The organism is Peteryoungia ipomoeae (assembly GCF_004912165.1).
GTDB lineage: Bacteria > Pseudomonadota > Alphaproteobacteria > Rhizobiales > Rhizobiaceae > Allorhizobium > Allorhizobium ipomoeae.
The window spans coordinates 38,930-52,064 of sequence record NZ_STGV01000009.1; the positions used below are offsets into that span (position 1 = coordinate 38,930).

Annotated in this window: 13 protein-coding genes; 7 read left to right on the forward strand and 6 right to left on the reverse strand. The window is 59.0% G+C overall.

Annotation, left to right across the window (positions count from 1 at the left end):
• Positions 1 to 194 precede the first annotated feature (194 nt).
• On the forward strand, positions 195 to 485 hold the full coding sequence (locus FAA97_RS20090; protein ID WP_136600362.1) for a transcriptional repressor TraM: 291 nt from the start codon (positions 195 to 197) through the stop codon (positions 483 to 485).
• A 10-nt stretch (positions 486 to 495) separates the two neighbouring features.
• Here FAA97_RS20090 and traR read toward each other — a convergent pair whose 3' ends face one another.
• From traR to traA, 5 genes are all read right to left on the reverse strand, one after another.
• On the reverse strand, positions 496 to 1,200 hold the full coding sequence (gene traR / locus FAA97_RS20095; protein WP_136600363.1) for an autoinducer-binding transcriptional regulator TraR: 705 nt from the start codon (positions 1,198 to 1,200) through the stop codon (positions 496 to 498).
• A 426-nt stretch (positions 1,201 to 1,626) separates the two neighbouring features.
• Entirely contained in the window at positions 1,627 to 2,238 is a 612-nt protein-coding gene (locus tag FAA97_RS20100; RefSeq protein WP_136600364.1) for a TraH family protein, read from the reverse strand.
• A 17-nt stretch (positions 2,239 to 2,255) separates the two neighbouring features.
• Complete coding sequence (locus FAA97_RS20105) at positions 2,256 to 3,422, reverse strand: conjugal transfer protein TraB (RefSeq protein ID WP_136600365.1); 1,167 nt, start codon at positions 3,420 to 3,422, stop codon at positions 2,256 to 2,258.
• On the reverse strand, positions 3,412 to 3,978 hold the full coding sequence (traF, locus tag FAA97_RS20110; RefSeq protein WP_136600366.1) for a conjugative transfer signal peptidase TraF: 567 nt from the start codon (positions 3,976 to 3,978) through the stop codon (positions 3,412 to 3,414). The genes FAA97_RS20105 and traF overlap by 11 nt, the downstream gene beginning before the upstream one ends.
• Positions 3,975 to 7,319, reverse strand: a complete 3,345-nt coding sequence (gene traA / locus FAA97_RS20115) for a Ti-type conjugative transfer relaxase TraA (protein WP_136600367.1) — start codon at positions 7,317 to 7,319, stop codon at positions 3,975 to 3,977. Before traA ends, traF begins: the two co-directional genes overlap by 4 nt.
• Positions 7,320 to 7,578: 259 nt before the next feature.
• Here traA and traC point away from each other — a divergent pair, with 259 nt between their 5' ends.
• From traC to FAA97_RS21455, 4 genes are all read left to right on the forward strand, one after another.
• Positions 7,579 to 7,851 (forward strand): conjugal transfer protein TraC, encoded by a 273-nt coding sequence (gene traC / locus FAA97_RS20120; RefSeq protein WP_136600368.1) that lies wholly within the window; start codon positions 7,579 to 7,581, stop codon positions 7,849 to 7,851.
• Positions 7,852 to 7,855: 4 nt separating this feature from the next.
• Positions 7,856 to 8,068 carry a conjugal transfer protein TraD gene (gene traD, locus FAA97_RS20125; protein WP_136600386.1) on the forward strand — a complete coding sequence of 71 codons (213 nt, stop codon included), beginning with the start codon at positions 7,856 to 7,858 and terminating at the stop codon, positions 8,066 to 8,068.
• Entirely contained in the window at positions 8,061 to 9,980 is a 1,920-nt protein-coding gene (gene traG, locus FAA97_RS20130; RefSeq protein WP_136600385.1) for a Ti-type conjugative transfer system protein TraG, read from the forward strand. Before traD ends, traG begins: the two co-directional genes overlap by 8 nt.
• Positions 9,981 to 10,237: 257 nt before the next feature.
• Positions 10,238 to 10,441, forward strand: a complete 204-nt coding sequence (locus FAA97_RS21455; protein WP_425467439.1) for a WGR domain-containing protein — start codon at positions 10,238 to 10,240, stop codon at positions 10,439 to 10,441.
• A 143-nt stretch (positions 10,442 to 10,584) separates the two neighbouring features.
• On the opposite strand, the gene FAA97_RS20140 is transcribed toward FAA97_RS21455, so the two are convergent.
• Positions 10,585 to 10,842, reverse strand: a complete 258-nt coding sequence (locus FAA97_RS20140; protein ID WP_136600369.1) for a type II toxin-antitoxin system prevent-host-death family antitoxin — start codon at positions 10,840 to 10,842, stop codon at positions 10,585 to 10,587.
• 242 nt (positions 10,843 to 11,084) lie between these two features.
• On the opposite strand from FAA97_RS20140, the gene FAA97_RS20145 reads away from it, so the two are divergent.
• Both FAA97_RS20145 and FAA97_RS20150 read left to right on the forward strand, forming a co-directional pair.
• A complete protein-coding gene (locus tag FAA97_RS20145; RefSeq protein WP_136600370.1) occupies positions 11,085 to 11,330 on the forward strand; it encodes a hypothetical protein in 246 nt (81 codons plus the stop codon).
• Positions 11,331 to 11,354: 24 nt separating this feature from the next.
• Positions 11,355 to 12,128 (forward strand): aminoglycoside adenylyltransferase domain-containing protein, encoded by a 774-nt coding sequence (locus FAA97_RS20150; protein WP_136600371.1) that lies wholly within the window; start codon positions 11,355 to 11,357, stop codon positions 12,126 to 12,128.
• Positions 12,129 to 13,135 lie beyond the last annotated feature (1,007 nt).

The window sequence follows — 13,135 nt, forward strand, 5'->3', positions numbered from 1 at the left end:
GGCTAGCGAGGCCAGCTAAACACCCCTCAGAAGTCAAATGGTCAACTGCGCACCCAACCGCTAAAGAGCCCTGTGGTCTCAGAGCTGTTTCCTCCGCGCGTTCCGTGAATAGATTTAAAGCTTGACGACCACTACCTGAAGCCGAGTTATAGGCTCGGTGCATTGCGTGCTTGGCACTGAGAGGTGGTGTGACCATGGGAATAAATGAGGATGGCTGTGTGGAACTCAGACCTCTCGTCGGATTGCTGGCAGGTGTACCGGAGCCATTGATCGAACAATTGACCATAGAGGCCATCGGGACTCACCGCAGTTTGGTCGAGAAAGCCGAAAACCTGTTCGAGGCCCTCGCGCCTGAGATCCGGACAGGCAAGGAAGCCGGCAGTGCCGAACACCTTGCCTATCTGAACGCGACGATCAAAATGCACTCCCAGATGTCCGTTTTGTCGACCCTGATCGCTATCCTGGGTCGGACACCAACCATCTAACCGCAATCCGTCAAACAAGGTTGAGGCGGACTGCAAGACCAATCAATTGGTTGTTGTTGCAGAGATCGTAGCGGTGCCGGACGCCAGCGAGCGCGATGCGGACAGTGTTGTATTTGACGCCCTCGATGACTGCCACGTCCTCCATCGATTTGCCAAGGGCGATCCAACGTACAAAGGTTGCCTCCTTTGGGCTTAGATACACTGTCTCCTGTACGGTCGGCTTGACCTGCAAATGCTCTACCAGTGCATGCAGCTGTCCCATTGCGGATGCAGCCGCGATAGCATCAATGTGCCTGTCTGGCGTCAAGACAGGCTTTGTGGATGCCAGGGTCAGCATCGAAACGGCACCGTTCGGAGTGGCGATCGGAATGGTGACGCCCGAGCGAATATTATGGTCTGACGCATCTGCAAAGAAACGACGCTCGGCTACCGACAGCGATGCCCTATCGCTCTCACCGGACCATGTGAACGCACGGCGCAGTGTCTGTGCCTGTCTGATCACTGGATCGACATGTTTCAGGTCTTCTTTCTGATAGCGCTCCCGCCATTCCTCGTCGTAGTCCGAAACTGCATATGATTGCCCTGGGCGAAGGCTGACGAAAGCATAGCCTGAGAAGTCGTATCGGCCGGCGATATCGGTGAGTGCTGTCTTCAAGCCCGCTTCGTCGCGTATGATCGCCGTCATGTCCACGATGCGTTCAATGCACTGATCCATTGCCGGCCTCCCGTCCCAGCGCCGTGATCATAGGCGCGACCCTCCAATGGTCGAGTTGGCGGGTTGGAAATTGAATGGCGGGTTGGGGCGACGGCAAGTGGAAGCGGCCGATCGTCGAATGACGACCTTCTCGATTGCGCGTGGCTGGGGAATTTTGGGGGTAGGCTTGATCCATTCTTGATCGCATTCGTCAGTTTTGGAGTTGGATTTGTTCGAGTGCGCGTGGCTTGAACTGCCACAATCAGCGCCCTCGAACCCGATGTCCGCCAAGGAAACTCCTGACCCGCAATTTGTTCTTTTTGGGAAAGCTGCCGTTCACGGATGGGTATAAGCCTCTGACAAATAACGAAGAGTGACAAACTACAAGACCACAAGGACCGCCTGCAACTCACGAGTCAGCCTGTCGGTAGAGGCAGGCGGCTAGCACTACCGAGTGCTCGCACCAATGCGTGTCAGATCGACTCGGATCTCGGCATCTTTAGGCTCGACGATGAGAGGTGCGGAGGTGCCCGCTGCATCCGCTTCTTGCCTTTGCTCGGGCGCCTCAGAGCTCAAGATTTCAACCGGCGGCAGGCCTGATTGTAGAGGATCATCCGCCTGAAACACCGAGACACCTTCAAACTCGCCGGTTTTCCAGGCGTAGACAGCATCATCGAAGATCTGCGGAAACGCCTCTTCGCCCTGCGGGTTTCCATACCATTTGGTGACGATGCGCATGATCTTGGCAAATATGGCAGTGCCCTGGCGGAGATTTTCGCAAGGTTCGAGGAGACTGTCGTCGATATCGGCGATCTGCCGTATCCCGATCCCTGCCGGCATCTGCGTGATCCCGACACGGACAACGGCCTGGCCGGAATACTGACGAATGGTCGTCATGGCGTCCTCCACGGATCGTGGCTCAGGGACAGAGACGCTCCTGCCACCAATCTTGACAGTCACCGCCAGCGGGTCAGTCGAGCCTGCTTGAGCAACGAACTGTTCCACGATGGCGGGCTTCAACGCCGGATCGCTACAGGACTGGATGATGGCGAGATCCATGCAGACGGCTCCAGGTCTTAACTGTTGAATGAAATGGTGATCGGGACCGCGAACAGCCGAGACCAGGCCTCAGCACTTGATCGCTGAATCGCAACAATGTTGGTTCCCTCGGTCCACCATCCATTGCCGATGAGGACAATCCGGTCGGGGGAATGGCGCATGGACTGGAGGACAGGCCAAACGATCAGTTGCTCGTAGCAGATCAGCGGTGCGATCCGGCTTCCAGCAATCTCGACGACCGGATTGCCAAACATGTCCGCTCTTGCTCCACCTTGCTGACCTGCCCACTTGGCCCAGGGCCGCCACATCGACACGGGCACCGGCATGCGCTCGCGGTAAATGATCCGGGCCTGCGTGGCGGACATTGAAACCATGACATTGTCGTAGCCATCGGCGTCGACGATGGCGGCGCCGGCAAGGACAGTTATGTCCAGCCCGCGGAGTTTCTCCCTCCACAAGCGCTCGACAGTCGGCGTCCACAATCCCAGAGCGCTCTCGGGCAGGACGACGACGCGGTCGCCAGGTTCACTGATTGAGTTGACGCGGTTGAACAGATCACGATGCCACTGAAGGCTCCTGTTGCGGCCAAGGTGTTTTCCCAGCTTCAGGTCGACACCACGCCACTCATGATCTAGGTACTGCGTCGTCCCGCACGCGGCGGACCAGAGCCATAGGCTCCCTAAAGTGACGATGGCAGCTGGCCGATACCGCGTTGTCATCAACGCAAGGCCGGCTGCCATTGCAATGAGCCCAATCCAACCCAATCCAGGGAAGAGGACGCCTGCTGCGGTGATGGGATGGGCCCAGCCGAGAATACCGATTGGTGGCAGGGCCGTAACCAGCATGGCAAACACGTATCTGGCGGCCGTCACCCATCCAGTCCTTGGTGACCAAAGGAGTGCATGGACCAGGACAAAGGCACTGGACGCGGCCAGCCACAACGCGAGACCCAGCCAGAGGTCGGCCCGGAAATAGGTGGCGACACCCTGCGGCAATCCATGGGATGCCGCGAGGAAATACCCTGCAGAAACCATTGCTGCCGTCCGTCGATTTGGCGCCAGAGACCAGAATGCGGGAAAAGCGGCGGCCAGCGGCAGGGTCAGAGTGACACCACTCCAAGCCACCATGCCGCATGTCACGCAAGCGCTGACGAACGCAAGGCAAGACAGGGGCTCACGGTGCATGGGTCAACACCGGTCGGGCCAGTCCAAGAATCCCTTCAATCGGAACGGGACCGGAATAGCGAGAGTCCCAGGATGCCGGAAAGGGTGAATGGAGAAATACCTCTCCAGGTGGAATGACACCGCCTCTAAAGGCTGCAAGAGGTCGCCCCTTGCCGTCACGATCGAGAACAGCAGAGTCAGCTATCGGTGCCCCGTCGACGTGAAGATGTGTGGTTACTTCGACTGTTTGCCCTGGCGTCGCAATCACCGTCTTGATCAAAGGACCAAACCCACCCTTGCAAAGCCCCGTGCGAAGATAGCCCCTTGCCCTTGCCTCTCGAGCCCGCCCGGCATCCGGGGGGCAAGCAAACACCAAGTCGCCCACTTGCGGGGGCCTCGGTAGCAACACGATCCGCCAGAGACCAATGGGTTCACTTGGTGTCGTGTTGATCCGCAAACCGCCGATATGGCCAGCAGCAAACAGGGTCATCGCAACGACCACTGCCGAGGCGAGAAGACGTCCTGCGCGGCGCCTCTGGCGAGCAAGTCGCAAGGTCGTGTCTGCCTGCGCTATCATTTCAGCGACAACCCCTTCTTCTGTGTCTGGCGCAATGCCTCGGTCTGTTTGAGTGCCACGGTGGTGCGCTCATAGGCTGCCAGCTTCTGGACGGTTCGCAGCATGTCCCATGCGGATCGAAGCTCGGTCTTTTGCGCAGGCGACATGCCGGTGGAAAGTGCCTCGAACGCCTTGCCATCGGCATCCTTGGCCATGATCGGCAGAAAGCTCCGTTCACCGAAGCGCGTCGCCACCGCCTTGGCAAAGCCATCGAGTTCCGCCTTTATGGCATTGTCCATGGACAGGAGATCTGGACCTACCGATAGCGCGTTGCGGTCGACCGCATCTCGTAGGCGTTCAAGAGTGTGTCGTGCTGCGGGCGACAGCGCCGGGATGTCGAGGGATAGGCTCTGCCGCATACCAACCTCGTCTAGCTCGTATCGGCCGGCAGCAAGCGACCTCTTGGCGATATAGGCCTCAAGATCGCGCGCCAGTGCCGGTGAATTGGTCAGCGCGCGTTTGCGTGTCTGGACCTCAACGCTGCCGGCGAAGAGGCCGGTCTTGCCCTTGATGACCCCAAAGCTCTCCGGCTTCTCTATGAGCGCGGTGATCGTGGATCTGGCGACTGTCTTGTTCTCCAGCATGGTCTCGACGTTGACCGCCCGGAAGGCAGATTGCGGGTCGGCATAGACGAGATGGAAGCGGTCAGAGACATCCTTCCAGGCCCGCTGCAGGGCGGGATCAGCCTGGAGCTTTTCCTCGACAACCTCAGCCAGCGGTTTTGCGAATGTGGTGATGCCGGAGACCATGGGCCTTGCCTCGACTGTTGCTGTTTGGGTTGGTGCGGAGGCAAGCGATGCCGACGAAGTCGCCGATGCCATAGCCTTGGGAGCTGCGAGCCCAAGGCGTGCACCGATCGCGGCAAGGCGTGCCCTAAGCTCTGCCAGTTTCGCGCCCTGCTTCACGGTCCATTCCAGCCGGTCGCGAACAAGCGTGCGCGCGACCCGGACGAGATGCAGGCCTCGCGCCTCGGCAAAGCGCAGGGCTTCGGAATAGAAGCGACCACCGGCATAATCGAGTGTCGTTTCCTTGGCATTGGAGCGACCGAGAACGCGGACAAGGCCGCCTGCCTTGGCGAAGGATCTTGTCCCGTAATAGACGGTGAGATCATGCCTGTGACGGGTCATGGCTACATAGGTCAGGTGACGATCGAGCGAGAGGGAGGCCAGAACCTTGACCCGATCGACGGTGGCACCTTGGGCTTTGTGAACCGTGGTTGCGTAGCCGTGATCGAGATTGTTGTAGAAGTGCTGCTCGACGATGACCTGCCGGCGATGCTCAGCCTCGCCGATCATAGCCACGAGACGGCCGGGCGATGCCTCTATGACCTTGGCCAGCATGCCGTTCTTAACGCCCAGCGAACCCTCGTTCTTCAGGAAGACGATCTGGTCGCCGGCGGCAAATTGGCGATGGCCTTCGGCTGTCATAAACGACGAACCGGCGTCGATGATGCCGCGCTCGACAAGCTTGCCACGGGCCATCTCGTTCAACATGCGGACATCGCGGCGCAGATGGGCAAGCATCAGCATGGACCTGTCCGGATCATAGTCGCGAGTCCAGTCGTCAATCAGGCGATTGACCGCGTCCGCCTTCAACTCCGCACCGATCATTCGCCCTTGAGCGCTATAGGCCTCGACGGCTCTGTCGATCCGTCCCCGGGCGAGATCGAGCGACGCATCACGCATCCATTGCGCATTCTGTCGGTAGATGGTTTCGAGTTCGGCATAACCGATGCGCTCAGTAATCGCGCGGAAGGCCGCCCCCGCTTCGATTGGCTGCAGCTGTTCCGGATCACCGACCAGAACAAGTTTGGCGCCCGCTAAGCTCACCGCTTCGACAAAGAGCGCCATCTGCCGGGACGAGACCATGCCCGCCTCGTCGAGGACGAACACGGAACGCGCATCGAGCAGATCTCGCCCCTGGCGCCAGCGCAACTCCCATGACGACAGCGTGCGCGAGGGGATGCCTGCTTCCCTCTCAAGACCCTCCGCAGCCTTACCGGCAAGGGCAGCACCCACGACGCGGTAACCTGCCGCCTCCCAGGCCTCGCGGGCGGCCTTCATCATCGTTGTCTTGCCGGCACCTGCACGGCCAATGACGGCCGCGATACGCTGGGGCCCGGCCACATGTTCGATCGCCGTTCTCTGCTCATCCGACAGACGCTTGTGATTGGCGAAGACGGAGTTGAGCATGGTCTTATGCACATGATGGCTGGCAGCCCGAGACAAGAAGCTGGCGCGCTTTGCCATCTCCGCCTCAAGCCGGATCAGTTCGCGTGTCGTGTACCTTGATGGGGCTTTCGCACCGCTCGACAGATCGATCCGCTCACGCTCCAGTCGAAGCACTTCGGGGCTCTGCAGGATACGGGCCATCAGGTTCTGGAAGAGAGCGGGATCGTCGATGTAGCGATGCAGGAGCTTGGCGATATCGCTGATGTCGAAGACGCTCTTCTCGCGGGTGATCAGGTCGAGCACGAGCTCCGGTCTGTTCTCGATACGGCGGGCATTCTCGGAGCGGATTGCCTCCTGAACGGTGAGCCGCTCGAGTGCTGCCTTCTCTTCCGCACTATCCGTCTTTCTCTCGATTGCCTTGACCCCGACGCCGAGATGGATGGTCGGCTCGAGGTCGATCCCCTGCTTCTTGAAGGAGCGGCCATCGATGCGGATATCGAGGCCCGCCATGGCGAGATGTTTGTTCTGGCAGGCAAACCAGCCATCGCGGACTGTGTTGAAGTCCTGCGTGCTGCCGGCCCACAGTTCGTAGACGATCTTTCCCGCATCGTTGCGGACAACCTGACCGTCCAGTCCGGTCAACGCCACCTTCTTCGGCCCGAAGCCGGTCTCGGTCAAAGGCCGAAGTGTCGTCATCAGGTGGATATGCGGATTGCCCGGATTGTCATGGACGACCCAGTCGGCGACCATGCCCTTGGCGGTGATGTGGTGCTCCACAAAATCGCGGACCAGCGCGATATTCTGCTCCGTCGTCAGCTCGATCGGAAGCGCAATCGTCACGTCCTTGGCCAGTTGTGCATCGGCGCGTTTCTCAAACAGCTCGACTTTGTTCCAGAAGGCTTCGGACGCCTTCGACACCGAGCGATCGGCGATCAACTCCCTGAGCCATTCTGGGGCATCAACGGGAATGGCGAACTCCTCATGCGCCAGGCCCTGTTTGCGCCCATAGTCGACTGTGCGTGCTTCCCGTTCGAAGTCCATCTGTGCGCAGTGCCGGTAAGCTGCCGACATCACGGCACTACGGCCCGAGCCGCGCGCAACGATGCTGACAGAGAAATGCGGGACGGCCACGGCAGACAAACTCCTTTAATCGAACCAAACCGGCGGGTTCGTCGAAAGCGGAGGTCGGCCCCGGGCGCCTAAGCGAGGCGTCGTGTCAGCGACGTATAATTGCGCCCTTCGGATCCGCTTCTTCGAAACGGCGGGATCATTCGCCAAATGCCGGCGCTTTGGCGAGGTGCAGAACTGCACCTTTCAAACGGGAGGAAAGTCGGAAACGGTCTGATCCCAACGACCTCGATTGACTGGTCAGAACCTGGAGAGCGAGCCCATGAAAAAACCGACATCGAAGATCCGCCAAGAAATCGCACGTCTGCAGGAGCAGCTGAAACTTGCGGAAACACGGGATGCCGAACGCATCGGTCGCGTCGCGCTGCGTGCTGGCCTCGGTGAAATCGACGTCGAAGAGGCAGAGCTGCTTGCGGCATTCGAGGACGTGGCATCGAGGTTTCGGCGGGGGGACAAGACTTCAGCTGGGCGAACAGCCACAAAGACGCCGGCTCACGCCGCTGGCCAGATTGAGGGCCAGACTGCTGATGGCTGAGCGCATGGTGCGAATGACGGCATCTGAAGCGCGAAAGAAAGACACGCGTGAGAAGATCGAACTTGGTGGCCTGATCGTGAAGGCGGGCTTACGTCACGAGAAACGAGCGCTGCTGTTCGGCCTGCTGATTGACGGCTGCGATCGGATCAAGGCAGACGAGACAGAGCGTCGGCGCCTGTCGGATATTGGCGCGAAGACCTTTGGTGACGATGCTTAGACGTCTCCTGATCGCCGGTGCGCCAGCGATGGCAATGATTGCGATCGTCATCGTGACATCTGGGTTCGAGCATTCGCTGGCGTCAATCGCGACAACAGCCGATGCAAAACTCATGCTCGGCCGGATCGGGCTTGCCTTGCCATATGTCCTGGCGGCAGCCATCGGCGCCATGTTTCTGTTTGCGGCAAAGGGATCGACCAACATCAAGCTTGCCGGATGGAGTGCTGCGGCTGGCGGCCTGGGAACCATTTTGATTGCGATCGCTCGCGAAGCGGCAAGACTGCTAAGCTTGTCCAATCAGATCCCGGTTGGTGGACGTCTGATCTCCTTCATCGATCCTTCAACTGTCGCTGGTGGGTGCCTTGCTCTTCTCACGACGGCGTTTTCATTGCGCGTCGCTACAATGGGCAATGCAGCATTTCCGATGAGCGAGCCGAGGCGGATCCGGGGTCGGCGTGCGCTCCATGGCGATGCCGAATGGATGACCATGCGGGAGGCGAAAGCATTGTTTTCCGAAAGTGGCGGCATCGTCATTGGCGAGCGTTACCGTGTCGACAGGGACAGTCCAAGCCTGACCGCATTTCGCGCCAGCGAGCGGTCAAGCTGGGGGCAGGGCGGGCGGGCTCCGCTTTTGTGTTTCGACGGCTCCTTCGGATCCTCGCATGGGATCGTCTTTGCCGGTTCGGGTGGCTTCAAGACGACCTCGGTCACAGTGCCCACAGCGCTCAAATGGGGAGGCTCGCTGATCGTGCTCGACCCGTCCAACGAAGTGGCCCCCATGGTGATCGAGCATCGGCGCGCAGCCGGTCGACGCGTCATTGTCCTTGATCCGAAGAATACTCAATCAGGCTTCAACGCGCTTGACTGGATCGGCCGAAATGGTGGCTCCAAAGAGGAAGATATCGCGGCCGTGGCTTCATGGATCATGAGCGACACGGGCAGGGCGCCGGGTGTCCGCGACGACTTCTTCCGGGCGTCCGGTCTCCAGCTTTTGACCGCGATGATCGCCGATGTCTGTCTCTCCGGACATACCGAAAAGCCGGATCAAACGCTGCGTCAGGTTCGAATGAACCTTTCCGAACCGGAGCCAAAACTGCGCGGCAGGCTGCAGGAGATCTACGACAGCTCCGGATCGACATTCGTGAAGGAGAATGTCGCAGCCTTCGTTAACATGACGCCTGAGACCTTCTCGGGCGTTTATGCCAATGCGATCAAGGAAACCCATTGGTTGAGCTATCCGAATTATGCGAGCCTGGTTTCCGGTTCCGACTTTTCGACCGAGGCCCTTGGCGATGGCGACACCGACATATTCATCAACATCGACCTGAAGACGCTGGAAACCCATGCAGGTCTCGCCAGGGTCATCATCGGTTCATTTCTGAATGCCATCTACAATCGCAATGGCGAGATGGAAGGCAGGGCCTTGTTCCTCCTCGATGAGGTCGCCAGGCTCGGTTACATGCGGGTTCTGGAAACCGCCCGCGATGCCGGCCGCAAGTACGGCATCACACTCACCATGATCTATCAGTCGATCGGCCAGCTGAGAGAAACCTATGGCGGACGGGACGCGTCCAGTAAATGGTTCGAGAGCGCCAGCTGGATTTCGTTCGCCGCGATCAATGATCCGGAAACGGCGGACTATATCTCCCGCCGCTGCGGCATGACCACGGTCGAGATCGACCAGGTCAGCCGTAGTTTCCAGGCGCGCGGATCTTCCCGCACCCGATCCAAACAGCTGGCGTCTCGGCCGCTCATTCAGCCGCACGAGGTGCTGCGAATGCGCGCCGACGAACAGATCGTGTTCACGGCTGGCAATCCGCCGCTTCGTTGCGGACGCGCGATTTGGTTCAGACGGGAAGACATGAAGTCTTGCGTGACGGAGGGCAGGTTCAGCCCGCAAGGCAAACCCTGAGCATATCGAGAGATGCTCTCACGGAAGGATCGTAACACGTCCGAGCCAAGACCGTACGGGCTTCGTTCGCGTCAAGCGAATAGAGCCGTACGCCGCAGGCGGACCGCCCGGTCTTCTGCCACTTCACGGAAATGAATCAATGGCCAGTGACCGATTCAAACTTGTCGTTGGACGCTCAAGGCTGGAAACGCGATTCTGCTGCTATGATCGCACAACCTTACCAGCTATATGTGGAGCGAAGAGACCGGACAAAAAACGTGTCCCGGTTCTATGCGATGTCGATTGAGCCGAACCTTTTTGGCGAAGCCTGCCTTGTCAGGAGATGGGGGCGGATCGGTGCAAAGGGCCAGAGCATGATCCATCACTTCGAGCGGGAACGGGATGCCGTGGTGCTATTCCTTGACCTTACCCGCCAGAAGCAGAACCGGGGCTATAGAACCCTGTCGGACTGCAATCCCTGACTCGCCAGAGGATCAAATTCGTCACTCGGACGCCATGACTGTCGCCTGCTTTATAGACCTCGGTTTTCGCCTTCCCACCTTCGGGGCTCCTGGGGAGGGGCAGTGAAGGCGGCCGCTGTCCAGATCTCGTTCCGTCGTCGTCCTTACCCATCACTGCCGGCATAACCGTTGACAGCCTTCTCAATCTCAGCAAGCAGGGTATCCGATACGGTTTCAAGCGTACCGGTGGCGCGCGCATCGGACTGCCGCTTCAGCCGTTCATAGTCTGCGATATTGAGCAGCACCAAGCGCGGCTTGTTGCGCTGAGTAATGATCACGGGACGTCGCAGGGCCGCCGCAATAATGCCGCCCGACTTCCGCGAGAGGTCACTGGTGGTATACGAACCGCTGGTGCCGGCCATTTGAACATCTCCTCGCAGTGAAGGCACAGTGTTTCAGACCATGATAATGGCTGAAGGGCACATACAACATCGCTACAAATGCCAAACAGGAGATCTCACCCATTTGGCAATGGGACCCGGATGTCGATTGCCTGACCTGGCGAAGTTGCAGTGGCCGCCCGCTTTTTCCAGTCACGGCGAAACTCCGATCCCATCTGTGTGGTCTACCGCCCTTAGAAGGGCGGCTCGGCGTCGAGAATGCCATGCTGTTCTGCCATGGTAACGATCATCTCGGCCTGGGCCAGTTCGAGTTCAGCCGCAATCTGGCGGCGCTCATCGGCGTCGACGGCATTGCTGAGCTGGGTGAGTTATCCTGCCAGTCAAGTATCAAGGCGCGATCTAAAAAACCGCCGTCGGTCCGAAGCGGACATCGAGAACCGCGAGCTGATAGGCAGCTTTGCGCCAATAGCGGTCATGAGATGTTGTCCTCGCAGCTTGACGATGTGTAATTTATGGTGACGTCGGGAGGGCAGATGAATCTTGGTGATAGCAGCAGCCAGATTAACGAGGTGGTTGTATCAGTCTCCAGCCTTCTACAAGAGGCGGTGCTCGGCATCTATCTTCATGGTTCGGCAGTACAGAGCCAGTTGCGCGCACAGAGCGACATCGATCTACTCGTGATAACAGCGAGGCCGATGATGGAGCGTGAACGAAGAGCACTTACGGCTGCTTTTGTGCAAGTTTCAGGCCGGCATCCGCGTGGCGAGGGAGAGCCTAGATGCCTGGAGGTCATGATCTTCGATCGAAACGGGCAAGGCATCCGTTCCAATCCGGCCCAGACTGAGATGGTCTACGGAGAGTGGCTTCGTGATAGCTATGACAGTGGCGAGGCAGCGGGCCCGACGGTTGACCCCGAGAACACGCTCATCCTTGCACAAGCGCGTAAAAACTCCCTCGCACTGCTAGGTCCCAAAGCGGACCAACTGCTTCCCGACATACCGGTCACTGCAGTTCGGGAGGCAATGCGCGATAGCCTTCCGGCCCTGTTAGACGGACTAAATGGTGACGAACGTAATGTCCTGCTGACGCTGGCCCGAATGTGGTGGACCTCAGAGCGCGGAGACTTTGCGACAAAGGACGCGGCCGCTTCCTGGGCTTACGAACGACTTCCAGAACCGGAGGCCTCCATTCTCGACTATGCGCGGCGGGCTTACTTGGGTGAAACCGCCGACGCTTGGGAAGACAAGCAGGCGGCAGCAAGATCGGTCGCGGGGTATTTGCGCGAGCAGATCGCCCGACTGCTTTGACAGCTTCGGGCAAAAGAGCGTCTTCCGCTTAGCGTATCATTTCGTTCGCAGAGATCGTCATCTGGCCGTCACACATGTTGGCACATCCCTCCCCACCACGAAAAATTCACCAAACCGGGCAAGACTGGTCTCGGTGATGGGACTATAGGAGAATCGAATGTTCGCTGGAAGAACAACAGTACGGATAGCGCGGAGCACTATCCTCCTTTTGGCGCTATCCACTGTGTCTGCGCCTTTGTCCCGGGCGGCCGAGGTCCCCGCGGGACGGAACATCTCCATCGGCGGTGTTCCGAGCATCTTTATTAAGAAGGAAGGTGCCAAAGGAACGTTGGTTCTTCTGACTGGCGGCAATGGAAAACTTGGCGTTCTTCCAGGCGCGATAATTACTGAGAACGAAACGAACGTGCTAATCCGTAATCACTCGGCGTTCACAGCCGAGGGGTTTAATGTTCTGCTACTTGAGGGCGGGACAAACCTCGCTGATGCCATTGGGTCAGTTCCACGGCCTGTCACAGTAGTTGCAACGAGCGCCGGGACACCTCGAGCTGCGGAAGGGCTTCTTGCTGGAGCCCGTCCCGACAAGCTAGTGCTTCTCTCCGGTTTTCTCAGTAAGGCATCTGGCCCGTCTGACAGCGTTGCTCATATCCTTCAGCGACCCGAGCTTCTGCCCAAGACTCTCGTTGTTCACCATAGGCAGGATAGATGCCGGTTCACGCGTCCGGAAGGCGTATCCCCCTTCATGAACTGGGCTCGAGGGCGAGCGAAGGTGCTGTGGATAGATGGAGGCAAAGAGGAGGGCAATCCTTGCCGCTACGCGTCTCATCATGGTTTTGCCGGGCAGGACGCCGCGATAGTAGCGGCCATCGCCTCGTTTGCGCGTTAGTTTGACGTCTGGTGCCGGCACTGGAACCAGACCAGCGGCAGCGAGCGACACCTCACAATGGCCGGAAGCACTTTGGAGACTGTGCCGGAATTGCTTCAACAGGTTGGAGCCGGTCTATCTGTGC

Coding starts and splice junctions, on each gene's coding strand:
- FAA97_RS20100 (WP_136600364.1), bottom strand. CDS start 2,238: ATGGATCTCGCCATCATCCAGTCCTGTAGCGATCCGGCGTTGAAGCCC.
- FAA97_RS20150 (WP_136600371.1), top strand. CDS start 11,355: ATGAATCTTGGTGATAGCAGCAGCCAGATTAACGAGGTGGTTGTATCA.
- traD (WP_136600386.1), top strand. CDS start 7,856: ATGGTGCGAATGACGGCATCTGAAGCGCGAAAGAAAGACACGCGTGAG.
- traC (WP_136600368.1), top strand. CDS start 7,579: ATGAAAAAACCGACATCGAAGATCCGCCAAGAAATCGCACGTCTGCAG.
- FAA97_RS20090 (WP_136600362.1), top strand. CDS start 195: ATGGGAATAAATGAGGATGGCTGTGTGGAACTCAGACCTCTCGTCGGA.
- traR (WP_136600363.1), bottom strand. CDS start 1,200: ATGGATCAGTGCATTGAACGCATCGTGGACATGACGGCGATCATACGC.
- FAA97_RS20140 (WP_136600369.1), bottom strand. CDS start 10,842: ATGGCCGGCACCAGCGGTTCGTATACCACCAGTGACCTCTCGCGGAAG.
- FAA97_RS20145 (WP_136600370.1), top strand. CDS start 11,085: ATGCTGTTCTGCCATGGTAACGATCATCTCGGCCTGGGCCAGTTCGAG.
- traF (WP_136600366.1), bottom strand. CDS start 3,978: ATGATAGCGCAGGCAGACACGACCTTGCGACTTGCTCGCCAGAGGCGC.
- FAA97_RS20105 (WP_136600365.1), bottom strand. CDS start 3,422: ATGCACCGTGAGCCCCTGTCTTGCCTTGCGTTCGTCAGCGCTTGCGTG.
- traG (WP_136600385.1), top strand. CDS start 8,061: ATGCTTAGACGTCTCCTGATCGCCGGTGCGCCAGCGATGGCAATGATT.